This window comes from Deinococcus wulumuqiensis R12 (assembly GCF_011067105.1).
Lineage (GTDB): Bacteria > Deinococcota > Deinococci > Deinococcales > Deinococcaceae > Deinococcus > Deinococcus wulumuqiensis.
Map to the genome: position 1 here is coordinate 253856 of NZ_CP049358.1, position 22310 is coordinate 276165.

The following is a 22310-nucleotide window of genomic DNA, read 5'->3' on the forward strand; positions in this document are numbered from 1 at the left end:
CCATCAACAATCGACCATCACCGCCTTACACCACGCAGCTCAGGCAGTCCTCCACGTTCGTTTTGCGCAGGCGCGTGTAGTACAGCGTTTTCAGGCCTGCGCGGTAGGCGTAGAGGTAGTAGCTCTGCAGGGTGCGCGTGGTGGCCGACGCGGGCAGAAACAGCGTGCAGGAAATGCCCTGGTCCACATGCTTTTGCGCGGCGGCCACGGTGTCGATGACCCGGCGCATATCCATGTCGTAGGCTTCCTCGTAGTACCACTCGGTGTCTTCCGAGAGGTGCGGCATGGGGTAGATGGTCCGGGCCTTGTTGCTGGTGCGCGTTTCCACCTTTTCCGTAATCGGCATGATGCTCGCCGAGGCGTGCGACACGTAGGAAATCGAGCCGGTGGGCGCAATCGCCATCACGAACGAGTGGGCGAGGCCGTGCTCCCGAATGTCCTGCACCAGCTTTTCCCAGTCGGCGCGGGTGGGAAGCTGGTGGCCTTCAAAGAGTGCGGTGACTTCCGGCGTCTGGGGCACAAAGTCGCGCTCCAGATACTGCGCGAAGTACTCGCCCGACTGGTAGCGGCTGCCCTGAAAACCCCCGAACACGAAGCCGGTGTCCCGCGCGATTTCCATACTCGCTTTGCGGGCGTGGTAGTGCACGGCGGCGAAAAACACGTCCACGAACTCCAGCGCCTCGGGCGAACCGTAAATCAGCTCCTTGCCTGCCAGGAAGGAATGCAGGCCCATCGCGCCGAGGCCGATAGAACGCATTTCGTCGTTGGCCCGCTTGACCGCCGGAACCTCATGCACGCTGGTGGAGCGGGCCACGTTGTCCAGCATCCGAATCGCCGCGCCGACCACCCGCCCGAGGTCGCCGCTGTGCATGGTCTGTTCGATGACAAGGCTGGCGAGGTTGCACGACACGTCCAGGCCGATGCGGTCCCTGTGTTCCTGCCCGTAGGCGTGGAAGTAACTCGGCGTGGTGGGCTGCAAAATCTCACTGCACAGGTTGCTCATCTTGATGGTGCCCACGTTCGGAATCGGGTTGGCGCGGTTGGCGGCGCCCTCGAACAGCAGGTACGGGTAGCCGCTCTCGCCCTGCGTCACGGCGATGTCTTCGAGCACCCGCCGCGCCGAGACGCGCTTTTTGCGGATGTTGGGGTTGTCCGCCAGCGCCTGGTACTCCCGCGTCCAGTCGATAGAGGTGAATTCGCGCCCCGTTTCCTGAAACAGCGAGTGCGGATAGAACTGGTAGATGTCCTCGCCAGAGCGCACCTTTTCCATGAAGATGTCGGGGATGGTCGCGCCGATGCTGAGGGTCTTGAGCCGGGCGTCCTCGTCGGTGGCGATTTTCTTGGCGTTCAGCAGGTCGGAAAAGTCGGCGTGCATCACGCTGAGGTACGCGGCGCCCGCCCCCGGCCTTTGCCCCGCCTGGTCGGCGTAGCGAAGCATGTTGTCGAGCATCTTGGCGACGCCCATCACGCCCTTGGTCACGTTCTGGATGCCGCGCAGCGACTCGCCCCGCGCCCGCAGGTTGCTGACCTCCACGCCGATGCCGCCGCCGCCCTTACTGAGTTCGGCCACAAACGACAGCGTTTTGGTAATCGAGTCGAGGTTGTCGGTGCAGTCCTGCAGCAAAAAGCACGACACCAGCCGCCCCGTGTTCGCCTTGCCGGAATTCATCAGCGTGGGCGTGGCGGGCGTAAAGGTCTGGTGGACGAGGTGATGCACGAGTTCGAGGGCTTCCTCGGCGCTGTCCGCGCGGGCGAGCGCCGTGATGCTGAGGCGGTCCTCGTAGCGCTCCAGCCAGCGCGAGCGGTCCGGGGTCATGGTCGCGTACTCGGAATAGAACTTGTACGCGCCCATGAACGCCTTGAACCGGAACTTGGCGCTGTAGGCCCGCTCGAACACGGCGCGGACTTCGTCTGGCGTATACCGCTCGAACACGCTCCTGTCCCAGACGCCCTGCTCGGTCAGATAACGAATCTTCTCGTCGAGGTCGTGGAAAAAGACGGTGTTGGGGTTGACCTTTTCCTGAAAGTAGGCTTGCAGGGCGCCTTTGTCATGGCGGGTGTCCACCACGGTTCCGGCGAGGACTTTGTTGTTCAGTTCGATCCAGCGTTCCATCGGGGTTCTCCAGTGCGGGCGGTGAGGCGGGCCACGGCGTCTTCGCGCAGCCAGCGCAGCACCTCCTGGCGGTCGGCGGCGGTGCCACCCTTGTTGAGCTTGGCGACGACAGGCACGCCGTATTCGGCGGCAATCAGGTCGGCGGCGCGGGCAAAGTTCGGCCCCCAGTGGTAAGACCCGCTGGCGACCACGCCCCGCAGCCCGGCGGAGTGTGCCCGCAGAAAACGGCGGGTGCTTTCCGGCACCTCCCCCGTGCCGAAGGTGTAGGTCAGCAGCAGGTACGGGGCGGCGGGGGGGCTGCCCTGCACGCGCCCGAGCGGCAGCCCCAGCTCGGCCCCCACCCCTTCGGCAAAGCGGCGCACGTTGCCGGTCAGCGAGTCGTACACGAGGCAGAGCATTCCTAGCTCCTCAGGTGCTCGCCGGGAGCGACGCTTCCCCGCACCTGGGCATCGAAATCGCGCATGTGGTCGGCCAGGGCCGCAACGATTCGGGCGATGTCGGCGTCGGTCAAAATCCCCTTCTCGGTGAGGACCGAGAGCAGTTCCAGCAACATCCCGGCACTTCCCTGCCCCCTGGCGATGCCGGTCAGCAGCAGCGCAGGCAACTCAGCGGACATCGCCGACGACCTTCACAGGCGGAACGGGGGTGGGCTGCCCGTCGTCTCCCAGCGCCACCAGCGTAAAAGTGCCGGTGCAGCCCAGTTCGCGCCGCTCGCTGTACATGTCCTCGACAAACAGTTCCACCAGCACGGTCATGGAGGAGCGGCCCGTCCTGACCACGCGGGCGACGAGTTCGACCAGCGTGCCCTGCGGAATGGGGCGGCTAAATTCCATCGCGTCCAGGTGCCGGGTCACCACCTTGCGGCGGCAGTGGCGGGTGGCGCAGATAAACGCCGCCGAGTCCATCATGCTCAGGGCTTCGCCGCCGAACAGGGTGCCGTGGTGGTTGGTGTCGCCGGGAAAAACGACGTGGGTGACGCGGGTTTCGGAAGACTGAGGCAAGGACCGCGCAGAAAGCGGGGCAAGGTCCTGGGTCTGGGGCATGGGTTCTCCAGCAATGGGGGCAGCGGCCAACGCCCCGGCGCACAGGCCGCAGCGTTCGCCAGAAACCCGGGCACCGGCCTGTCGCGGGCGCCCTGAGGGCACGAATATGAAGGAGCAGGCATGAAGGGGCCGCATCCGGGCCACTGGCGACCCGACGACCCACCGCAGAACTTAGCGTTTCACAAGGATTCCACCTGACGCCCCTGACGCGGAGGCATGCACAAGAAGGCGTATCTCCCGCAAGGCGAGCGTTCGGACTGAAACCGTGGCGCGACCGTGCCGGACTGAACCCCTGGGGGCATGACCGGACTTCCCTCTGTTCCTGCGGGCGCTGCCAGCGTGGCAGCCGTTCGGGCGAAATCCTACCAGATTTGCCGCCGGGCCGGGCCGCGCGGCTGGGCAGGCCGCTCCACTTCCCCCCGGATGACGGCAGAAGAAAAAGCCAGGAGGAAAAATCCTACTGATCAATGGTGCGGACAGTTTCGAGGGGGTAAAGAAGAGATCTCCGGTACGGTGAGGTTGAAACGACTTCACGCACAGGAGACCTACTTCAATGTTACCGATTCTGCTGACCCTTCTCGCCCTGCCCGCCCACCAACACCGTTTCTTCGCCAAACTCATCCCGCTCTGGCAAGCCATTCCCGGTCGGGTCAATGCCATGAATTTCAGCCGCTACAGCGGCTGGAACGAACGAACGCTCCGTCGCTGGTTTCAGAAGGCCCTCCCCTGGGCGGAGCTGCATTGGGGCCTGCTGCAATTCCTCCTGTGTTTGGGGGTGTTGGAGGGGCGCTTCATCCTGGCCCTGGATGCCAGCTTCATTCCCAAGTCGGGCAAGAACACTGCGGGGGTGGGGGCATTCTGGAACGGTGCGACGCACCGTTCCGAAACTGGGTTGGAACTGTCGTGTCTGGCCCTGCTGAGCTGGTCAGGCCATCACGCGTTTCCTGTCCACGTGCAGCAAACTCAGCCGCGTGGACAGAAGGCCGATCGCCTCGAACAGTACTTGGATCAACTGGTCTCCTTCCTGGAGCAGCGCCGGACCTGGTTAACCCGACATCTCCGTGTGGTGGTCGCGGATGGTCAGTATGCCAAGACGATGTTTATGGACGCCGTCAGTCGCGAAGGCTATGCCTTCGTGACCAAAATGCAGTGCAACGCCAACCTGCTTTATCCCTTTACTGGCCCGCACCACAAGCGGCGAGGAGGACGGCAAAGGTGGGCTGGGAAGGTCGATTTCATCAACTTTGATGGGTGGGCCAGTGTGCCTGGTGAGGACCGGGAACGGGTGTGGACACGTGTCGTGTGGGCACCCCACTACGGGCGTTTTCTCCGGGTCGTGGTCATCCAGAATCTGGGAGGGCGCGGTAAGGTGAAGGGGCACGTGGTGCTGTGCAGCACTGACCCAACCCTACCGGCAACGCAGATCCGGGCGCTCTACAGCGCCCGGTTCAGACTGGAATTCGTTTTCCGGGATGCCAAGCAGTTCGCGGGGTTGAACACCTGCCAGCTTCGCAGCACCGTCGCGTTGGAAAACCACTGGAATGCGGCTTTCTTTGCCCTGAGCATGGGACGAGCAGAAGCGTTACTTGAAGCGGCAGGACGCTCCCAGCGTCCTGCCGCCCGGATGGCGTTCTCCTACGAAGACATCAAACGACGGGCCTATAACCAACTCTTCGCCCGCCGAATTCTTCGCAATCTCGGTCTTGAGGCGCGATTCCACGAATTAGAGAAACATCCGTCCAGACCGCTTGATCTCGGCGTCAAAGCCGCCTAAAACTGTCCGCACCATTGCTGATACGGATTCCGATTGAATCTGGTCGTTTCAGATTCAATCCGAGCGGATGCGAGTAGGAAAAAATACGGATTCCGCGATATGGATGCACAGGCGGCGCTTTCCCGACTGTGCAGGAATTAAGCGGAATCCGTATGACCTTGACCTTCTTGCTGCTGGCCTTCAGCGGTGCCGGTTGCGCTCGTCTTCCGGCGTGCGGTCTTGCTCCTGCTCGGGCATCTCGTCACCGCGCCGGCGGTAATAGCGCCGCAGCCACTGCCCCAGCCCGCCGAGGTCGGGAAACAGCGTTCGCTCGGTCACATTGGCCTGGTCGAGCCGGTCACGCACTTCCCACTTCAGTTCGGCGGGCAGGTGAACGCGGCGGGCGGCCCCATCGTACTGACCGAGCCAGGTTTCGAGGTCGTCGACCGGGTTAGACAGCAGCGAAAACAGCGCCGACTGCTGCACGATCCGCTGATCGAGCGACGGCGGTTCCAGGAACATCAGAAAAGGGTGGCCACTCTCGCGCTCCATGCGTTCGAGCCACTGGATATCGGCATCGAAACTCAGGCCCTGCGACCTCTCCCGGGGGCTGAAGGTCGCCAGCATGTCGGTGGTAAAGACGCTGCTGCCCTCGTGCTGAAGCAGATGAGAGAGCGGCCCCGGCAGCGCGGCGTTGGTGGTCGCCATGTCGAGCATCCAGATCACGCCGTCCTTGTCGTAGTCGCGCTCCTCGGCGGTGGCGAAGTGCAGCGCGACCAGCGGCGAATAGCTCCAGTCGAGCAGGCGGGTGGGCACGCCGTGGTGCTGCCCGAGCGCCAGCCAGTACCACAGCACGTTCTCGGTCTGCACGTTCGCCTGCGCGTACTTGCGAAAGGCCCGCACGAGATAGCGTTCCAGGTCCCGCGTTTCTCCGGACAGCCGCTGAAGCGAGGTGGTCAGCCGCGCGGCGCGGCCCTGTCCCCGGAAGACGTAGGGAGAGCGGAAGCGCCGCAGCTCCGCATTCCAGGAGTTCTGGTGCAGCACCTCCAGCAGTTCCAGCCAGCTCGTGACCCGGATGTCCTCCACCGGCCCTACTCCACGTTTCCCGGCGCCACCTCGCCCCGCAGCTTGCGAAAAGTCGTCAGGGCCTGGGCGACGACCTGGTCCATGTTGTAGTAGCGGTAGGTGGCGAGGCGGCCCACGAAGGTCACGTTCGGCTCGGCGTCGGCCAGCGCCTCGTATTTCTTGTACAGCTCCGCGTTTTCGGGGCGCGGCACCGGGTAGTAGGGGTCCCCCTCGGCGCGTGGGTACTCGTACACCACCGAGGTCTGGTGGTGACGCTGCCCCGTGATGTGCTTGAACTCGCTCACGCGGGTGTAGGCGTAATCGTTGGGGTAGTTCACCGTGCCGACCGGGAACAGTTGCTCGGCGTCGTGCGTCTCGTGCCGGAATTCCAGGCTGCGGTAGGGCAGCTTGCCGTAGCGGTGGTCGAAAAAGGCGTCCACCGGCCCGGTGTAGATCAGGTGGCCGTGCGGAATCAGGTGCCGGATCTCCCGGTAATCGGTGTTCAGCATGACCTTGATGTTCGGGTGGGCCAGCATGTTCTGGAACATACGGGTGTAGCCGTGCAGCGGCATCGCCTGATAGGTGTCGGCGAAATAGCGGTCGTCCCGGTTGGTTCGGGTGGGCACCCGGGCCGTCACGCTGGCGTCGAGTTCGCTGGGGTCCAGGCCCCACTGCTTGCGGGTGTAGCCCCGGAAAAACTTGTTGTACAGGTCACGGCCCACTTTGCCGACCACCACGTCCTCACTGGTGCGCACCTGTTCCACCTTCTCCGCCACCGACGCGAAGAACTCCTCGACCTGAAACGAGGTCAGGCTCAGGCCGTAGAGCCGGTTCACCGTGTCGAGGTTGATGGGAATGGGCAGCAGTTGTCCGTCCACGCTCGCCAGGACGCGGTGCTGGTAGGGCCGCCACCCGGTGAAGCGGGAGAGGTACTCGAACACGTCGCGGGAGTTGGTGTGGAAGATATGCGGGCCGTAGGGATGAATCAGCACGCCCGCATCGTCGTAGCAGTCGAAGGCGTTGCCGCCGATGTGGGGGCGGCGGTCCACGATCAGCACACGCTGGCCGGTGCTGGCAAGGCGCTCGGCGAGCACGCTGCCCGCAAAGCCCGCCCCCACGATCAGGTAATCGAAAGCGTCGGAAGGGCGCTGCTCCTGGAAATCAGTCATCGGCACTCTCCGGTAAGTTGGCGTTCTGGGTGGCCTCTATTTGAAACTGCATGTCTTGCCAGGTCCGGTCCCACGACAGCCCAGCCAGATACCTGTCGGCCCGCGCTTGCCGCTCAGCCGCCTGCGCCGTCCCCGCCTCGGTGAGCGCCGCTGCGCAGGCCGCTTCAAAAGCGTCTACACCATCGGCAATCCGCACCATCTCCTCTTCCCCATAAGGCCGAATCACGTCCCGAATGCCGGTGGACACGACCGGCACCCCAGCCGCGAGGTATTCCGGTGTCTTGGTCGGACTGATGAATTCGGTGGACGGATTCAGTGCGAACGGCAGCAGCGCCACGTCCCAGTGCGCGAGGTACTGCGGCAACTCGGCATAGGTCTTTTGCCCGAGGTAATGCAGGTTGGGGGCCTGGGGCAGTTCCTGCGGGTCGATCTTGACCACCGGCCCCAGCAGCACGATCTGCCACTCCGGGCGGCGGCGGGCAAGCTCACCGATCAGGGCCGTATCGAAGCGCTCGTCGATCACGCCATAAAAACCGAGGCGGGGACGCGGCAACTCGCGCTGGTCTGCCGGGTCGGACAACCCCTGCCGGGCCTGCGCGAAGTGCGAGACTTCCACGCTGGAGGGAAACGGGTGCACGTTGGGGTGCTGCAGGCACTTGGCTTCGTAGAGCCGGTGCCCGCCCGTAAAGACCACATCCGCCTGCGCGAACAGTTGCCGCTCACGTTCGCGCAGTTCAGGAGGCGCACCCTTGAAGTTCGCCAGTTCGTCCATGCAGTCGTAGATGGTCACGCGTGGGGAGAGCCTCGCGGCGACTGGCAGTTCCATCGGGGTGTAGACCCACAGGTCGTATTCGGTCAGCCCTTCACGCTTCACCAGGTCGGCCAGCAGCCGTGCGGTGCGGGCCTGCGACTCGGCGGGGCTGCGGCCGATTTCAATGTGAGGTGTACAGACCATCACGCCGCTGGGGTCGCGCTGACACTCCAGGCGGTCCGGCCACTCGCCGAACAGCGGTTCTTCGATGTAGTACACCGCCCGCTCACAGGCGGCCCGCACCATCAGGTGCTGAGGCCGCTGAAACACGAAATTCCAACGCAGGTGTGACAGAACCAGCAGGGCGGGAGGTGGAGTGAGAGACGTTGCAGGCATGGTGGGCCTCCTTGATGTCGTAAGGCATCGGTTGCAGCCCCTGCAGCGTTGGGACCGCAACGCAGGACGTAGAGAGCATTTGACAAAAGAACACGAAAGAATACAGTGAGTTTGTCCGAGTTGCAAAGCTCTGCGAGTCCGCAGGAGAGAATGGAGTGCTGCGCGGAACAGCACTCCGCATCACGTCATTCGGAGAACTGCTCCAGAACCAGAAGAAGTCGAGAGAAACAGGTTGGCGGGCCTGCGGGCGCACCCATACGGATTCCGCTTCATTCCTGCACAGTCGGGCCTATACAGTTGGGAAGGCGCCGCCTGTGCATCCATATCGCGGAATCCGTATTTTTTCCTACTCGCATCCGCTCTGCTGCGCAGCTTTGCAAGTCGGATTGAACCTGAAACGACCAGATTCAATCGGAATCCGTATTACTTCAGCCTGGAACTCCAGAAACAGGTGTTCGCGATTTTCCACTACGCCCTGCGTCGGGGGCGAACCCATGACTGGCTTTATGCAGGAAAGCAACTTCAGCTGGGGCAAGCGGGTGCTCAAGCTCAATGCCCGGCGCCTGGTCAGTGACGACGCACTGGCCGAACTGGTGCTGCTCTGGGGCGAGGACATCACGCCGACCCTGGAACAACTGGCACATGAAGGCGCCGACGCCGTCGCCAGGGACTTAAGCCCATGATGTTCCCCGAGTACGCAGACAAGAAACGGTATCGAGCCGACTTCTCATTCTCATGTCTTCCCCTTTACCCTGACCCCGCATGCTCGACCTCCTGACCCCGGAAGCCCTGCTTGGTGCCCTGATGATCTTTGTCATGCGCATCGTGGACGTGTCGCTCGGCACCCTACGCATCGGAATGCTGGTGCGCGGCAAGCGCGGCTGGGCGGGGCTGCTGAGCTTTTTCGAGTCGCTGATCTGGCTGATCGCGGCGGCCCGGGTGCTTGGCAACCTCGAAAGCCCGCTGCAATTCGTCGCCTATGCCGGGGGATACGCCAGCGGCACCATGCTCGGCTCATATATCGAGAAGTGGCTGGCGGTGGGACAGGTGGTGATGCGGATCATCTCCCCGGCGAACGCCCCCGACCTTCAGCACCCCCTGCGCGAGGCCGGGTTCTTCGTGACCACCGTCAACGCCTCGGGCCGCGACGGTGAGGTGCGGGTGCTGTTCAGCGTCATGAAACGCCGCCGCACCGGGGCCGCGCTCAGTGTGCTGGAGCAGCATTACCCCAAGGCCTTCGTCACCATCGAAGAAGTCACCACCGCCCACCTGCAAGAACTCGCCACCCGTGAAGACCGGCTTTCACGGCGCTTTCGCATGATCCGCAAGTAGCCGGAAAAAGCCCCCACCCGGCAGCGGGCTGGGGGCGACTGATACGGATTCCGATTGAATCTGGTAGTTTCAGATTCAATCCGACTTGCAAGGCTGCGCAGCAGAGCGGATGCGAGTAGGAAAAAATACGGATTCCGCGATATGGATGCACAGGCGGCGCTTTTCCGACTGTGCAGGAATTAAGCGGAATCCGTATTAGACAATGGTTCGTGCAGTTTTGAGGTCACAAAGAAAGACCCACCGAAAATGGGGCTGTGAACACACCGCTTCCAATGGGTCTAATGGCTATCCTACAGTACGTTCTCAGCGCGGTCCCGCTGCGCAAGACGCAGCGGAATTTTCTGACCGTGCTGCTTAGCGTATTTCTCGCTGTTCCTGGACGGCTGAACGTCCTGAACCTCTCCCGATATGCGGCCTGCTCAGAGAGTACGATCCGTCGTTGGCTGCACCGAAGTGACCCCGGGGCCATTCCCTGGGGCGCAGTACACCGGGCGACTGTGAGCACGGCGATTGAGAGTGGGCTGATCAGCCCACTGTGCGTTCTGGCCATCGACGCCTCTTTTCACCGCAAATCTGGTCAGCACACCGCACACCTCGGCTCGTTCTGGAATGGCTGTGCCGCACGGACCGAACGTGGGATCGAGCAATCCTGCTGTGCCCTGATTGACGTCCAGCACCGACAGGCATTTACGGTCGATGTCCGTCAGACCCGGACCGGGTCTGAGGCCCCGAGTCGTCTGGAACAGGCCGCTGACCAGCTGGATGACGTGTTGCTTGATCTCCAGACTGTTCCACGGCTTGATCTGGCCGCTGTGGTTGCGGATGGGAACTATGCGAAAGAATCCATGGTGGAGACCGTGACCGGTCACGGTCTCCCATTCATCTCCAGATTTCCTCGCAACGCCAACCTCAAGTATCTCTATACCGGCGAGCATCCCAGACGACGCGGACGGCCAAAAAAGTTCGACGGCAAGGTGGATTTCAGCGACTTGCAGCGCTTTGACCTCGTTTCTGAAACGTCGACCGAGCGGGTGTGGACTCAGGTGGTCTGGAGCGTGCAGTGGGCGCGAGAAGTGCGTGCAGTCGTCATCCAGCAGGTCGGTAAAAAGGGTCAAGTGACGGGTTACGCGGTGCTGTTCAGCACCGCTGTGACGATGCCCGCTCATGAGGTCATTGCGCTGTACCGGAGCCGTTTCGAGATTGAACTGATCTTCCGGGATGCCAAGCAGTTCCTGGGAAGCCAGGATGTGCAATTGCGGTCACAGCCAGGCATTGAGGCGCATTGGAACGTGGTCTTGCTGACCCTGAACCTCTGTCGCCTTGAGGCCCTGCGAGCAGCAGAGGGCGGACAGAATCTGGTGTTCAGTCTCGAAGACATGAAACGCAGGGCGTATAACGCCCTGCTGGCCCAAGTGATTTTGTCCAAGTTGGATCTCTCGGCCCGCTTTGAAGAATTAGAACATCTGCAGTCCAGTCCGCTAAATTTCGGCCTCAAAGCCGCCTAAAACTGCACGAACCATTGATTAGAGCAGTTCTCCGAATGCTCAGTAGGTGACAACTTCGTCTCCAGCCGCGCCTGGCGGGCAGAAAGGACGGGTGAGCAGTTCCAGGAAAGCCCTGCATCGTTCGGGTTTCCAACGCAGGGCATCCACGAGATGCTGAGCACCGTGACGCACCAGGCTGACCGCTCTGCGACCATGTTTCAGGACGGGAATGGGATGGGTCTGGCCGAGCCAGACCCCCAGCTGCAAACAGAACATCCAGGCCAGCGTCACCAGACCAAAGAGCCGTTGTAGACGGCTTTTTTCTGTAATCCCCGTTCGCTCCAGGTCGAAGCCTCGCGTTTTGAAGCTGCTGAAGGTGCACTCAATTGACCAGCGCTGCTTGTAAAGCTTCCAGGTCTTCCGAGCATTGAAATCGGTAGCGATGATGATGAGGTCACCCACAGGTGACCTCGTCGCCACCACCCGCATCAACTCCCCGAACACAAACACCTTTTCGCTGATCTCGTGAAAATGACCGTGCTGGACATGCTCAAACCACTCTTTCCCGCTCATATCGTCCAGCATGTCGCTGTGCCGAATGCGGATGGCCCGCTTGATGCCCTGACGACGGAGAAAACGGAACCATTCCGCACCGATGAACTCACGATCAGCCACTAGGCCCAGCCAGCGTTTCGCTGGCAAGGCCCGAAGCAGCTTCAACACCAGCCACATCCGGGCGTACGTGTGACTGTTCCCGGACTCGTCGAGGGGCACCCAGATCAGGGGCAGGGTGAAGCCGTGGACCACGGCTCCAAGCACCAGAAAGTTGATGGGCGTCTCCCCGTGTTCCCAGTTGGTGCGGTCCAGACTCAGCAAAACCTTTCCTGGTGGCAGGTGGGCGACGAGCAGGGCGATGAAAAAGCCCATGTCCAGCTGCTCATCCCGGAAGGTCCGGTCTGCTCGTCTCTTCTTGCCCTGCGGGGTACTCATCCCTGGCATATGGGCACTCAGATCGTGATGATTGACGCTTCTCGCGGCAATCATCGCCAGGAGGACGTCAATGAGCCGCTGGAGCGTGTCGATGCGGAGATGACTGGCGTGCGCTTTGAAGTGCTGTGTGAGTACGGTAGCTTGTTGAGCAGTGGATTCTGTCGATTTCACACTCCCAGGAGACCGCGAACAGTCGGCCCCATCAAGCTTGATGGGGCCGACTGTTGATTTTTCCCGTCTGGGACGACATCGAACTGAAGTTGTCACCTACTGAGCTCCGAATGACACGTGCGCCCTGACGGCACCGCCACCCGCTCCATTCTCTCCTGCGGAGCTGTCCCAGTCTGCTTCGCAGCTTTGCAAGTCGGACAGAAACGCTCCGCTTTTTCTGTCAAATGGCGTAGGAGCAGAACCGGAGCAGGAGCTGCTCCTCAACTGGGCGACAGCACCACTCGGTCATCCGTCCAGTAAGCCGTCACGCGCATGGTCTCGGCGTCCAAGCCACGTGCCAGCAGCTCCTTCTTGATGCCAAGCGCAGCCTTGCGCTCCGCGCCAACCCAGACGAAGACCGTCCCCGAGGGTATTTGCCATTCGCGCACCGCATCCCGCAGCAGCGTGGTCGTGCCTGCCGCTGCTTCTCCTCTGTGCAGCCAGCGCAGCTGCACGGCGGCATCGGATGACAGGAGCAGTTGATGGGCCGCGCTCTGAACTTCGACCAACGCGGTCACTTTTGCCCCAGCGGGCAGTTCTTCCAGGCGGCGTGCAAGCGCGGGCAATGCCGCGTCGTCAGCCACCAGGAGGTACTCATCAAATTCGTACTTCACCAGTGTGGAACCACGTGGCCCGCCGATCAGCAGCTCGTCGCCGATATCGGCGTTTCTGGCCCAGGTGGTCGCCATTCCATGTTCATGCAGGACGAAGTCCAGATCCAGTTCGAGCACGTCAGGGCGAAAAGCGCGGGGCGTGTAATCGCGTCCGGTCAGGTCGTCGCCATCCGCAGACGCGAAAAAGACCTTGATGTGATCGTCCGCACCAGGACTGTGGAAATCGGTGAGGTCGTCGCCCGTCAGGGTGATGCGGCGCAGGGACGGCGTCAGGTCAGTCACGGCTTTGACTGTCAGCTGGCGGCGCTTAAGTGGCAGAGAAACACGGGTGATGAGGTCAGACATGGGTCTCCTAGAGCATTTGACCAAAAGACGCAACGTCTTTTTGGCGAGCGGACTGGGACAGCTCGCAGAGAGCGAGTGCAAAACACGGAGCAGGGCGGACTTGCAAAGCTCTGCGGGGCAGCTCTGCGAGTCCGCAGCAGACTGGTACAGCTCCGCAGGAGAGAATGGAGTGATGCGGGGTGCTGTTCCGCGCATCACGTCATTCGGAGAACGGCTCTAAGTACGTCGAACCTAACATTTCGCATTTTCGGGAAAGAACCGAAAACGCTTCATTCCCGGTTCGACGTACTTTTTTCGATACTCGCTTCGCTCGGTTGATCTTTAGATTAACTTCGAGGTACTTATACGGATTCCGCTAAATTCCTGCACAGTCGGAACTGCACCGCCTGTGCATCTATATCGCGAAATCCGTATCTTTTCCTACTCCTTTCAGTCGGATTGAATCCAGAAATCTGCTGGATTCAATCGGAATCCATATTAGGTGGCACTCACGATCAGGGGACAGTTCAGGCAAGGATGCTCGGTGACCAGAACCTCATGACCGTAGGCGGTCCGGATGCTGTCGCAGGTCAGAGCGGCGGCAGGATGGTCACAGGCGATGATGTGGCCTTCCGAGAGCATCAGCACCCTGTCGGCGTACTGGGCAGCGAGGTTGAGGTCGTGGAGAACGGCCAGCACCCCCACGCCTTCCTGACACAGTTCGCGGGCGAGGCGCAACGTCGCGTGCTGATGGGCCAAATCCAGACTGGCGGTAGGTTCGTCGAGCAGCAGCACCCGTTCACCAGCGACGCCGTGCAACTGCGCCAGCGTGCGGGCAAAGTGAACACGTTGCTGCTCGCCACCCGACAGGGTCAACACATTGCGGGTTTCGTATCCGCTCAGGCCGACTCGTTCCAGACATGCAGCGGCAATAGCCCGGTCCTGCGCCGTCTCGCGCTGCCCGTGCGGAATGCGGCCCAGAAGCACCACGTCCAGCACCTCATAGGCGAACGAAAGCGGCGTCTGCTGCGGCAGCACGGCGCGGCGCTTGGCGGCTTCGGCAGGCCTCATATCCCTGAGCGGCTGCCCGAACAGTTCCACTCCGTTCTTGCCGAGTTCGCCTGTCAGATGCTTGAGCAACGTGCTTTTCCCGGCTCCGTTCCGGCCGAGCACCGCCAGCATCTCGCCGCTTTGCAGGTGAAATCTGAGTCCGGAGAGCAGTTCGCGCCCTGCCACCGAGTAGTTCAAGTCGGTCACGCGAAGAGAAGGAGCAGACGCCGTCATGCGCCCACCTCCTTTTTACCCGCCCGCAGCAGGTACAGGAAAAACGGTGCGCCCAGCAACGCGGTGAGAATGCCAATCGGGACTTCGGCAGGCATGGCGATGGTGCGCGAAACGAGGTCGGCCAGCACGAGCAGCGCCGCGCCCAGGAGGGCCGAAGCAGGCAGGAGTGTCCGGTGGTTCGGGCCAGTCAGCAGCCGCAGCAGGTGCGGAACCACCAGCCCCACGAAACCGATGGTTCCTGCCACGGCCACCCCTGCCCCGACACTCAGAGCCACCAGACCGACCACGATCCATTTGACGGCCTGCACGTTCACACCCAGATGCGCGGCACCGCTTTCGCCCAGCATCAGCGCGTTGAGGGCGCGGGCCATAAAGGGCAAAATCAGGGTGCCCGCCAGAATCAGTGGCATGGCGCTCAGCACGGTGGGCCATGTTGCGCCGCCGAGTGATCCCAGACTCCAGAAGGTGAGGGTTCGGAGTTGCTCGTCCGTTGCCAGGAACGTCATCAGGCCCGTGCCTGCGCCGCACAGCGCATTGATGGCGATGCCCGAGAGCAGCATGGTCGTCACGTTGACCCGGCCACGTTCCTGCGACAGCGTATAGATCAGCACTGTGGCCAGCAACGAACCTGTAAAAGCGGCGACAGGCAGCGAATAGTTGCCGAAAGCGTGGAACCCCAGCACCACGCTCATCGCAGCGGCGAGGCTGGCTCCCGACGAAATCCCCAGGAGTCCCGGGTCGGCCAGTGGGTTGCGGAAAAGGCCCTGCATCGCTGTGCCGGCCACCGCCAGCCCCGCGCCTACCAGCATCCCCAGCACCACGCGCGGCAGCCGAATGGCCCACAGCACGGCGGCCTGCTGCTCCTCATAGCCTTGCAGCGGCGCAATACCCAGCGGTGCCAGGAGAATGCTCACCACTTGCAGCGGCGCAATGTGGACGGCTCCTGTGCCCACGGCCACGATGACCGTCAGCAGCAACAGCAGCGGCAACAGCATCAGGGAGAGCGCCGCCCGCGCATGCTGCCGACTTACAGGAATGGCAGAGGGCGCAACCGCCGTCACCGGAAATCTGCCTTGAACTGCCGTGCCAGCTTCAGCGCGAATTCGGGCAGACGCGGGCCAATCCAGCGAATGGAGTTGTCCACGGTGTACACACGCTTGTTTCTGCCCGCGTTCGTCTGGGCGATGCCGGGCATTTTCAGCAGTCCTTCGATCCCCCCGACACCTTCCAGGCCGCGCTCCAGCATGACAATGGCGTCGGGATTGATGGCAACCAGAGCCTCGGCGGTCAGAGCTTTGGTGTCCTTGAAGGGGGCTGCGTTCTTGCCGCCTGCCAGGGTGATGAGTTCGTTCGCGCCGCCTTCCGTGCCGTAGATGCTGGCGTCGCTGGCGCTGTGAGCGTACAGGAAAATGACTTTGGGAGTCTTCTTGGGCTTGTTGGCCGCCACCACTTTCATGGTGGTGTCGAAGCTTTTGGTCAAGCTGGCGGCAGCGTTAGGGACGTTGTAAACATGACCCAGCATGTTCAGGCGCGTCTTGACGCCACTCAGGCCGCCCGTATCGGACGCGGGCAGCACCAGTACCTTGACACCCGCAGCGCGCAGTTGCTGTACGACCGTGCCGTTCTTTCCAGCAGCAAAGTTGTCGGCGGTGCCGATCACCAGATCAGGTTTCAGACTGATGATGCCCTCAACGGGAAGCTGTGCCCAGTGTCCCACACTGGGAATCTTGTTGGGGGGATAGACGCCAGTGACATCGGTGCCGACGATGGTCTTCTGCTTGCCCAGGCGGTAGATCATTTCCACGGTGGTGGCGTTGAGCGCGACGACACGCTTGGGATTGGAAATGTTGACGGTGACGCCGTCTGCACCCTTGATCTGAGCAGCAGAAGCGGAGGACAGGAGCAACAACACAGACAGAAAAGCTTTCTTCATACCTAACCTCACTAAACCGAGTGGATTGGTCAAGATTATGGGGAAAAACTTGGGGACGAATGCCCCCGAATAGCGCCTAGCTGTACTTTGGGGGTTTCAGGGACCACTGAAAAATGTCGTGCAGCACGAGCAAAAATGAAGCACTTGGCTTGCAGAATGGGAAAGATAGGCGGCACTGGCAGATGTCCTTTACACGGAAGTCCCTGTTGCCGAAATTCCACAAAGTGCCACAGGCAGCGAAAACGTTCTCCTCTTCCCTGCCTCGCCCGTTATGACAATGCTTTCATGCATCTTGAGCATCCAGGCCGGTGTTGAAAACCACCCATTTTCCACAAAGTGCCACAGGCAAAAAGCGACTTCCGTTCTGCCGCACAGCCACAGCAGACAGGGGGACGAATACAAACAGCACTGGCAGAAGCCACACGAGCAGAGTGGGTACGGCTGCGCTGCCCTCCTTACTTAACCGTGAATTCCACAAAGTGCCGCAGGCGAGGTGGGCTTACTTCCGGGCGTTTTGCTCCCACATTTCGATCTGTGCCTGGGCCACCGCCGTTTCCTGATGAAGTAACCCGATCAGGTCCAGGCTGCTGACGTGGCCCTCGACATACAGCGCAGTGGCACGGTCACGCAGGTCCCGGCGCTCAGCCGTATCGTCGTACTGGCCGAGCAGAATCACATGCGCCGAGCGGGCCTTGCGCGGTACGGTCGCGGTATCGGGGTCGGCCTGCTCACTTTTGTCTGCTGCGGGTGCGGACTTGGCGACCCGGGCTTCGTCGGTGGTCTTCTCGGAGGCTCTCAGAAGGGTGTCGTATTTCTCGGGCGATTCCAGAATGTCGCTCAGCATGCCCGCACGGTTACGAATCTTGGAGCGGTAATCGGTCTGCAACAGGGCCTCCAAGACGCTCACAGCCCTCTGGACGGCCTCCGAACCATAAGCCTGGGCCAGAGTGAGGGCACGGCCCCCGCTGACCCCGTAACGGGCCAGGACAGCAATCGCTTCCGGATCGACGGCCGCACTTTTGGCACTGGCGAAGGTGTAATGGACCGTGCGGGCGCGGCCCCGTCCCCGGTACTCGACTTCACGCAGGAACCCGATGGCAATCAGTTCCTCGTGTGCTGGTTTGAGAGAACGCATCACCGTGTCCAGGCGCATCTCATGCATTCCCAGATGGGTTGCCCAGGTGTTCAGCGGAACTGCAAAGGCCAGAACAGGCTCTTGTCCCACCTGATCGCGCTGAAACGAAAGCGTACGGAAAAGATTGCGAGTCAGCGGCTGGCTCAGCCGCGCAAGCATCTCGAAATCCAGAGGCAAGATATGACCGGCGCGGATGTTGCTGATCAGGCTGTCATCGAGACGAATAGCGAGAAGAGTCTGAGCACGCCACTGTCCGGCATTGGTCACGTCCGCCGTGTTGTCCTCAGCACCGAGCCGAACGATCAGGCTGAAGCTGACGCTGCGCCACCGATGGCGGCTGCCGTCATACCAGCTGTCGGTCACGTCGTAAGCCGTGTGCTGCAAGCGCCGGAGAGACGCCTGCAGGTTCCGGTACGCACGGGCACTGGGTGTAATTCCACTGAGTTGCAGCAGCTCCCGGGTGGTCAGGCGAACGGTGTCGTCTTCTGGCATCCCCTGCAGCACCACGGCATTGACCAGTCCGAGCAATATGTCGTTGTCCACACCATGAGGTACCAGAGCGTTTCGAGGCGCCGTACACCGGACGCTCACTCCCCCGATGGCATCGAAGGCAATGTGGCGGGCCCATTCGTACAGCTCAGTACGGTTCGGAGCGAGCACCAGGTTCAGCCGCGCCAGATTCGGCTCGTCGTGCCTGAGTGCCAGCTCTTTGCTCGCCATATCCAGAGTCTACACGCTGTTTTGCAAGCTGCCAGAGGCTCTCTACTCCTCATTTGGCCTCCCTTTTTGCCGCCTGATGAATGATCAAATCTTTTAAAGAAGAAAAGAAAAAGATTGATGATCATCATCATAGAGCGGATCAGAGCTGTGTCTGGGACGGCATTTTTGGATTTTTCTCCACAAAGTGCCACAGGCAAACGGCCTCAATTCCACAAAGTGCCACAGGCGAGGGATCATTTTCTCCACAAAGTGCCACAGGTGAACTCTGGAAATTCCACAAAGTGCCACAGGTAATTCCACAAAGTGCCACGGGTGGCTTACGTCAAATTCCACAAAGTGCCACAGGCGAGGGATCATTTTCTCCACAAAGTGCCACAGGCGAACAGCATCAATTCCACAAAGTGCCACAGGCAATTCCACAAAGTGCCACAGGCGAGGGATCATTCTTTCCACAAAGTGCCACAGGTATTCGTATAGACAAATAACTGATGATTAAGAAGGCCAAGTTTTGGCAGATATGACAAGGCTTTGGAGTTGACCAGTTGCCCGCCTCGTTCCAAACTTCAAATTGTTCTTACCGGTAAGAACAGCCGCTTTCAGGTATGGTGAAAGCCGTGAAAACACTCACAGTGTTCAACCATGCCGGGGGCGCAGGCAAGACCAGCCTGACCCTCAATGTCGGCTATGAACTGGCGCGCGGCGGCCTCCGGGTGCTCCTGCTCGATCTCGACCCACAGGCCAATTTGACCGGCTGGCTGGGGATCACCGGGGTGACACGTGACATGACCGTGTATCCGGTGGCAGTGGATGGCCGGTCCCTTCCGAACCCGGTCAAGGCTTTTGGCCTGGACGTGGTGCCTTCGCATGTCAGCCTCGCAGTGGCCGAGGGGCAAATGATGGGCCGGGTGGGGGCGCAGGGCCGGTTGCGCCGCGCTCTGGCAGAAGTGGCTGGACGGTACGACGTGGCCCTCATTGATAGTCCCCCCAGCCTGGGGCAGCTCGCCATTCTGGCTGCACTGGCCGCTGACCAGATGATCGTGCCGGTGCCGACCCGGCAAAAGGGGCTTGACGCTTTGCCCGGTCTCCAGGGTGCCCTGACCGAATACCGTGAGGTTCGTCCTGACCTGACGGTGGCCCTTTATGTTCCGACTTTTTACGATGCCCGGCGCCGCCACGATCAGGAGGTTCTGGCCGATTTGAAGGCGCATCTGACGCCACTGGCTCGTCCGGTGCCGCAGCGGGAAGCGGTCTGGCTCGATTCGACGGCACAGGGGGAACCCGTCAGCGAGTACGCCCCCGGAACGCCGGTGCATGCGGACGTGCGTCGGCTGGCTGCCGATGTGGCGGCTGCCCTCGGCTTGCCCTATCCGGAGGAAAGCGAATGACCCGGCGCCGACCTGAACGCCGCCGTGACCTGATCGGTCTGCTGGGGGAGGCGCCTGTGGACCTGAGTCAGGCCAACGATATTCGGGCGCTGCCTGTAAGCGAACTGCGGGTCGGAAGCACGCAGCCCCGGCGTTCGTTTGACCTGGAACGTCTGAGTGAACTGGCAGAGAGCATCCGGGAACACGGCGTGTTGCAGCCCCTGCTGGTGCGCTCGGTGGACGGGCACTACGAGATCGTCGCTGGCGAACGTCGCTGGCGGGCGGCGCAGCTGGCGGGCCTGAGTGAGATTCCGGTGGTGGTTCGGCAACTCAGCGACGAGCAGGCCAGGGCCGCGGCCCTGATCGAGAACCTGCAGCGTGACAACCTGAACGTCATTGACGAGGTGGATGGCAAACTTGAACTGGTGGCCCTGACGCTGGGTCTGGAACGCGAACAAGCCCGCAAGCGCCTGATGCAGCTGCTGCGGACAGTGCCCGGCGACGAGCATGAGCGGCTGGACCAGGTGTTCCGTTCGATGGGTGAAACCTGGCGCACCTTTGCCAAAAACAAACTGAGGATTCTCAACTGGCCTCAGCCGGTACTAGAAGCTTTGCGTGCGGGCTTGCCCCTGACCCTCGGCTCGGTGGTGGCCGGGGCACCGGAAGACCGGCAGGCCGAGTTGCTCGAACTGGCGCAGAATGGCGCTTCCCGTTCCCGCCTGATGCGTGCCCTGCAGTCCAAGCCGAAAATCAGTCCGCTGGCCCCCGAGCAACTTGCCAAAGTTCTGGGAAGCAAGCGTTTTCTTTCCAGCCTGGACGCACCGACCAGAGAAACTCTGGACCGCTGGCTGGCACGGATGCCGGAGCAACTCCGACAGGCGATCGACGAGCAGAGCTGAGCTGTTCTTACCGGTAAGAACAATTCGAAGGGCGGCGCAACCAACCAATTTGCGCCGCCCTGAACCTTTGGAATTATGTTTTTCTCCGCTCTTCAGAGGACTGTGGTAAGTGGTCGGGCGTCCTCTGAATCCTCATCACCGCAGCGCCCCGATTAGACGGCTTGTTCGTGGGTTTACACAAGGCCAAGCGAAATGAACTTGGTTTCGAGGTATTCCTCCAGGCCCCAGTGCCCGCCCTCGCGGCCGACCCCGCTGTTTTTCATGCCGCCGAATGGAACGTGAGGCGCTGCCGAACTCGGCAGACCATCGTTGATGCCGACAATGCCGTATTCGAGTCCTTCCGCCACCCGGAAGGCGCGGCCCAGGTCGCGGGTATAGGCATAGGCCGCCAGACCGTACTCGCTGTCGTTGGCAAGGCGCAGGCCTTCCTCCTCGGTGTCGAACACGACGACTGGAGCCACGGGTCCAAACGTCTCCTCGCGCAGAATCAGCGAATCGGGGGCCACGTTCACCAGTACCGTGGGCTGGAAATAGAGGCCACCCTCGCTCTGCCCGCCCGTGGTGGCCCGCGCTCCTCTGTCCAGGGCGTCCTTGACCTGCCGCTGCACCTTGTCGAGGCCCGCCTGCTCCACCACGGGACCGACCTGGGTGGCATCGTCGAACGGGTCTCCCAGGCGCAGGGCGGCCGTCTTCTCGGTCAGGAGGCGGGTGAAGGTTTCGGCGGCGCTGCGCTGCACATAGATCCGGTTGGTACATACGCAGGTCTGGCCCGAGTTGCGGAACTTGCTGGCAACCACCTCGGCTGCGGCCCGGTCAAGGTCCGCGTCGTCGAAAATCAGGAAAGGGGCGTGTCCACCGAGTTCCAGACTGACGCGCTTGATGGTGCCCGCCGCCTGGCGGTAAAGCAGGCGCCCCACCTCGGTGCTGCCGGTAAACGTCAGCTTGCGAACCCGGCTGTCGTCCATAAAGGGCTGGGTCAGGGCGGGGGCATCGTTGGTGGGCAGGACCTGGAAGGTGTTCGCCGGCCCCCCTGCCTGAAGCCACAGTTCAGCCAGATACAGCGCGGTCATGGGAGAAAGCTCGGCGGGTTTGAGAATTATGACGCAGCCAGCGGCGAGGGCAGGGGCGGCCTTGCGGGTGATCATGCCTGCCGGGAAGTTCCAGGGGGTCACGGCGTAGACGATGCCCACCGGTTCACTGACGGTCAGTCCACGTTTGTGGGCAAAGCGCAGGTTGATCCGCTTGCCCGCGATGCGTCCGGCTTCCTCGGCGCACCACTCGATAAAGCTCGCGGCGTAGTGGACTTCTCCCCGCGTTTCGCTGATCGGTTTGCCCATTTCCAGGGTCATTAGGTGGGCGAGTTCTTCCTTGTGCTTGAACATCAGGTCGTGCCAGCGCCGCAGCACCTGACCCCGCTCGTAGGGGTTGACCTGCCGCCATTCCTTCAGGGCCGCTTCGGCAGCGTCTATGGCGCGGCGGGCATCGTCGGGGTCGCAGTCGGCCACCTCGCCGATCACTTCACCGTTGCCGGGGTGACGCACCTCGAACGTGCGCTGTGTGCGGCGCCACTCACCGTCGAAATAGGCCTGGCTGCGGGTCACGGAGGCGTGGGTGGGTTTGCTGGAGGGGGTGGGAGTACTGGTCATGGAAACCTCGCTTTCTGTCCCGGCAGACAGACCGGGGAGGGGTGGGATAAAAGTCAGTCTGCGCTTTCTGTCCCCCGGACATGGT

Annotated in this window: 21 protein-coding genes; 7 read left to right on the forward strand and 14 right to left on the reverse strand. The window is 61.8% G+C overall.

Going from position 1 to position 22310, the window contains the following annotated elements; all coding sequences use genetic code 11:
* Nucleotides 1-25: 25 nt before the first annotated feature.
* From nrdE to G6R31_RS14955, 4 genes are read right to left on the reverse strand one after another with little or no spacing between them, the layout of a single operon-like run.
* Nucleotides 26-2113, reverse strand: a complete 2088-nt coding sequence (gene nrdE, locus G6R31_RS14940) for a class 1b ribonucleoside-diphosphate reductase subunit alpha (RefSeq protein WP_017871906.1) — start codon at nt 2111-2113, stop codon at nt 26-28.
* Nucleotides 2092-2511, reverse strand: a complete 420-nt coding sequence (gene nrdI, locus G6R31_RS14945) for a class Ib ribonucleoside-diphosphate reductase assembly flavoprotein NrdI (RefSeq protein ID WP_017871907.1) — start codon at nt 2509-2511, stop codon at nt 2092-2094. The genes nrdE and nrdI overlap by 22 nt, the downstream gene beginning before the upstream one ends.
* A 2-nt stretch (nt 2512-2513) precedes the next feature.
* Nucleotides 2514-2729 (reverse strand): hypothetical protein, encoded by a 216-nt coding sequence (locus G6R31_RS14950; protein WP_017871908.1) that lies wholly within the window; start codon nt 2727-2729, stop codon nt 2514-2516.
* On the reverse strand, nt 2719-3156 hold the full coding sequence (locus G6R31_RS14955; RefSeq protein ID WP_017871909.1) for an acyl-CoA thioesterase: 438 nt from the start codon (nt 3154-3156) through the stop codon (nt 2719-2721). Before G6R31_RS14955 ends, G6R31_RS14950 begins: the two co-directional genes overlap by 11 nt.
* Nucleotides 3157-3709: 553 nt before the next feature.
* Here G6R31_RS14955 and G6R31_RS14960 point away from each other — a divergent pair.
* Complete coding sequence (locus G6R31_RS14960) at nt 3710-4930, forward strand: transposase (RefSeq protein WP_164994024.1); 1221 nt, start codon at nt 3710-3712, stop codon at nt 4928-4930.
* Between the two features lie 180 nt (nt 4931-5110).
* Here G6R31_RS14960 and G6R31_RS14965 read toward each other — a convergent pair whose 3' ends face one another.
* From G6R31_RS14965 to G6R31_RS14975, 3 genes are read right to left on the reverse strand one after another with little or no spacing between them, the layout of a single operon-like run.
* On the reverse strand, nt 5111-5995 hold the full coding sequence (locus G6R31_RS14965; RefSeq protein ID WP_017872006.1) for an FRG domain-containing protein: 885 nt from the start codon (nt 5993-5995) through the stop codon (nt 5111-5113).
* A gap of 5 nt (nt 5996-6000) precedes the next feature.
* Entirely contained in the window at nt 6001-7143 is a 1143-nt protein-coding gene (gene glf / locus G6R31_RS14970; protein ID WP_017872005.1) for a UDP-galactopyranose mutase, read from the reverse strand.
* Complete coding sequence (locus tag G6R31_RS14975; protein WP_025568152.1) at nt 7136-8290, reverse strand: glycosyltransferase family 1 protein; 1155 nt, start codon at nt 8288-8290, stop codon at nt 7136-7138. Before G6R31_RS14975 ends, glf begins: the two co-directional genes overlap by 8 nt.
* Nucleotides 8291-8784: 494 nt before the next feature.
* Here G6R31_RS14975 and G6R31_RS14980 point away from each other — a divergent pair, with 494 nt between their 5' ends.
* The 3 genes from G6R31_RS14980 (at nt 8785) to G6R31_RS14990 (ending at nt 11127) form a co-directional block, all read left to right on the forward strand.
* Complete coding sequence (locus G6R31_RS14980; protein WP_152423848.1) at nt 8785-8973, forward strand: hypothetical protein; 189 nt, start codon at nt 8785-8787, stop codon at nt 8971-8973.
* A 79-nt stretch (nt 8974-9052) separates the two neighbouring features.
* The gene (locus tag G6R31_RS14985; protein WP_017872002.1) at nt 9053-9622 is read left to right on the forward strand and encodes a DUF2179 domain-containing protein; all 570 of its coding nucleotides are present in this window, start codon (nt 9053-9055) and stop codon (nt 9620-9622) included.
* 272 nt (nt 9623-9894) lie between these two features.
* Complete coding sequence (locus tag G6R31_RS14990) at nt 9895-11127, forward strand: transposase (protein WP_164994025.1); 1233 nt, start codon at nt 9895-9897, stop codon at nt 11125-11127.
* Nucleotides 11128-11166: 39 nt separating this feature from the next.
* Here G6R31_RS14990 and G6R31_RS14995 read toward each other — a convergent pair whose 3' ends face one another.
* The 6 genes from G6R31_RS14995 to G6R31_RS15020 all read right to left on the reverse strand — a co-directional run bounded on the left by G6R31_RS14995 (nt 11167) and on the right by G6R31_RS15020 (nt 18316).
* Nucleotides 11167-12150, reverse strand: coding sequence for an IS4 family transposase (locus G6R31_RS14995; protein WP_164994000.1), 984 nt, complete (start codon nt 12148-12150; stop codon nt 11167-11169).
* A gap of 377 nt (nt 12151-12527) precedes the next feature.
* Entirely contained in the window at nt 12528-13265 is a 738-nt protein-coding gene (locus G6R31_RS15000) for a siderophore-interacting protein (protein WP_017869433.1), read from the reverse strand.
* A gap of 477 nt (nt 13266-13742) precedes the next feature.
* A complete protein-coding gene (locus tag G6R31_RS15005; protein WP_025566819.1) occupies nt 13743-14528 on the reverse strand; it encodes a heme ABC transporter ATP-binding protein in 786 nt (261 codons plus the stop codon).
* On the reverse strand, nt 14525-15523 hold the full coding sequence (locus tag G6R31_RS15010; protein ID WP_017869435.1) for a FecCD family ABC transporter permease: 999 nt from the start codon (nt 15521-15523) through the stop codon (nt 14525-14527). Before G6R31_RS15010 ends, G6R31_RS15005 begins: the two co-directional genes overlap by 4 nt.
* A gap of 62 nt (nt 15524-15585) precedes the next feature.
* Complete coding sequence (locus tag G6R31_RS15015) at nt 15586-16461, reverse strand: hemin ABC transporter substrate-binding protein (RefSeq protein WP_017869436.1); 876 nt, start codon at nt 16459-16461, stop codon at nt 15586-15588.
* A 499-nt stretch (nt 16462-16960) separates the two neighbouring features.
* Nucleotides 16961-18316, reverse strand: a complete 1356-nt coding sequence (locus G6R31_RS15020) for a replication initiator protein A (RefSeq protein ID WP_225983203.1) — start codon at nt 18314-18316, stop codon at nt 16961-16963.
* Between the two features lie 80 nt (nt 18317-18396).
* On the opposite strand from G6R31_RS15020, the gene G6R31_RS15025 reads away from it, so the two are divergent.
* From G6R31_RS15025 to G6R31_RS15035, 3 genes are all read left to right on the forward strand, one after another.
* Nucleotides 18397-18801, forward strand: coding sequence for a hypothetical protein (locus tag G6R31_RS15025; RefSeq protein ID WP_152423478.1), 405 nt, complete (start codon nt 18397-18399; stop codon nt 18799-18801).
* A gap of 117 nt (nt 18802-18918) precedes the next feature.
* Nucleotides 18919-19701, forward strand: a complete 783-nt coding sequence (locus tag G6R31_RS15030) for a ParA family protein (protein ID WP_017869438.1) — start codon at nt 18919-18921, stop codon at nt 19699-19701.
* On the forward strand, nt 19698-20579 hold the full coding sequence (locus G6R31_RS15035; protein ID WP_017869439.1) for a ParB/RepB/Spo0J family partition protein: 882 nt from the start codon (nt 19698-19700) through the stop codon (nt 20577-20579). The genes G6R31_RS15030 and G6R31_RS15035 overlap by 4 nt, the downstream gene beginning before the upstream one ends.
* A gap of 173 nt (nt 20580-20752) precedes the next feature.
* On the opposite strand, the gene G6R31_RS15040 is transcribed toward G6R31_RS15035, so the two are convergent.
* Entirely contained in the window at nt 20753-22225 is a 1473-nt protein-coding gene (locus tag G6R31_RS15040; protein WP_017869440.1) for an NAD-dependent succinate-semialdehyde dehydrogenase, read from the reverse strand.
* Nucleotides 22226-22310 lie beyond the last annotated feature (85 nt).

Excerpts from the sequence above, each read along its gene's own strand:
- G6R31_RS15000 (WP_017869433.1), bottom strand. The coding sequence starts at position 13,265 with ATGTCTGACCTCATCACCCGTGTTTCTCTGCCACTTAAGCGCCGCCAG.
- nrdI (WP_017871907.1), bottom strand. The coding sequence starts at position 2,511 with ATGCTCTGCCTCGTGTACGACTCGCTGACCGGCAACGTGCGCCGCTTT.
- G6R31_RS15030 (WP_017869438.1), top strand. The coding sequence starts at position 18,919 with ATGGTGAAAGCCGTGAAAACACTCACAGTGTTCAACCATGCCGGGGGC.
- G6R31_RS15010 (WP_017869435.1), bottom strand. The coding sequence starts at position 15,523 with ATGCTGTTGCCGCTGCTGTTGCTGCTGACGGTCATCGTGGCCGTGGGC.
- G6R31_RS14995 (WP_164994000.1), bottom strand. The coding sequence starts at position 12,150 with ATGATTGCCGCGAGAAGCGTCAATCATCACGATCTGAGTGCCCATATG.
- G6R31_RS14980 (WP_152423848.1), top strand. The coding sequence starts at position 8,785 with ATGACTGGCTTTATGCAGGAAAGCAACTTCAGCTGGGGCAAGCGGGTG.
- G6R31_RS14985 (WP_017872002.1), top strand. The coding sequence starts at position 9,053 with ATGCTCGACCTCCTGACCCCGGAAGCCCTGCTTGGTGCCCTGATGATC.
- G6R31_RS15005 (WP_025566819.1), bottom strand. The coding sequence starts at position 14,528 with ATGACGGCGTCTGCTCCTTCTCTTCGCGTGACCGACTTGAACTACTCG.
- G6R31_RS14955 (WP_017871909.1), bottom strand. The coding sequence starts at position 3,156 with ATGCCCCAGACCCAGGACCTTGCCCCGCTTTCTGCGCGGTCCTTGCCT.
- G6R31_RS15040 (WP_017869440.1), bottom strand. The coding sequence starts at position 22,225 with ATGACCAGTACTCCCACCCCCTCCAGCAAACCCACCCACGCCTCCGTG.
- G6R31_RS14990 (WP_164994025.1), top strand. The coding sequence starts at position 9,895 with ATGGGTCTAATGGCTATCCTACAGTACGTTCTCAGCGCGGTCCCGCTG.
- G6R31_RS15035 (WP_017869439.1), top strand. The coding sequence starts at position 19,698 with ATGACCCGGCGCCGACCTGAACGCCGCCGTGACCTGATCGGTCTGCTG.
- G6R31_RS15015 (WP_017869436.1), bottom strand. The coding sequence starts at position 16,461 with ATGAAGAAAGCTTTTCTGTCTGTGTTGTTGCTCCTGTCCTCCGCTTCT.
- nrdE (WP_017871906.1), bottom strand. The coding sequence starts at position 2,113 with ATGGAACGCTGGATCGAACTGAACAACAAAGTCCTCGCCGGAACCGTG.
- G6R31_RS14960 (WP_164994024.1), top strand. The coding sequence starts at position 3,710 with ATGTTACCGATTCTGCTGACCCTTCTCGCCCTGCCCGCCCACCAACAC.
- G6R31_RS14975 (WP_025568152.1), bottom strand. The coding sequence starts at position 8,290 with ATGCCTGCAACGTCTCTCACTCCACCTCCCGCCCTGCTGGTTCTGTCA.
- G6R31_RS15020 (WP_225983203.1), bottom strand. The coding sequence starts at position 18,316 with ATGGCGAGCAAAGAGCTGGCACTCAGGCACGACGAGCCGAATCTGGCG.
- G6R31_RS15025 (WP_152423478.1), top strand. The coding sequence starts at position 18,397 with ATGATCAAATCTTTTAAAGAAGAAAAGAAAAAGATTGATGATCATCAT.
- G6R31_RS14950 (WP_017871908.1), bottom strand. The coding sequence starts at position 2,729 with ATGTCCGCTGAGTTGCCTGCGCTGCTGCTGACCGGCATCGCCAGGGGG.
- glf (WP_017872005.1), bottom strand. The coding sequence starts at position 7,143 with ATGACTGATTTCCAGGAGCAGCGCCCTTCCGACGCTTTCGATTACCTG.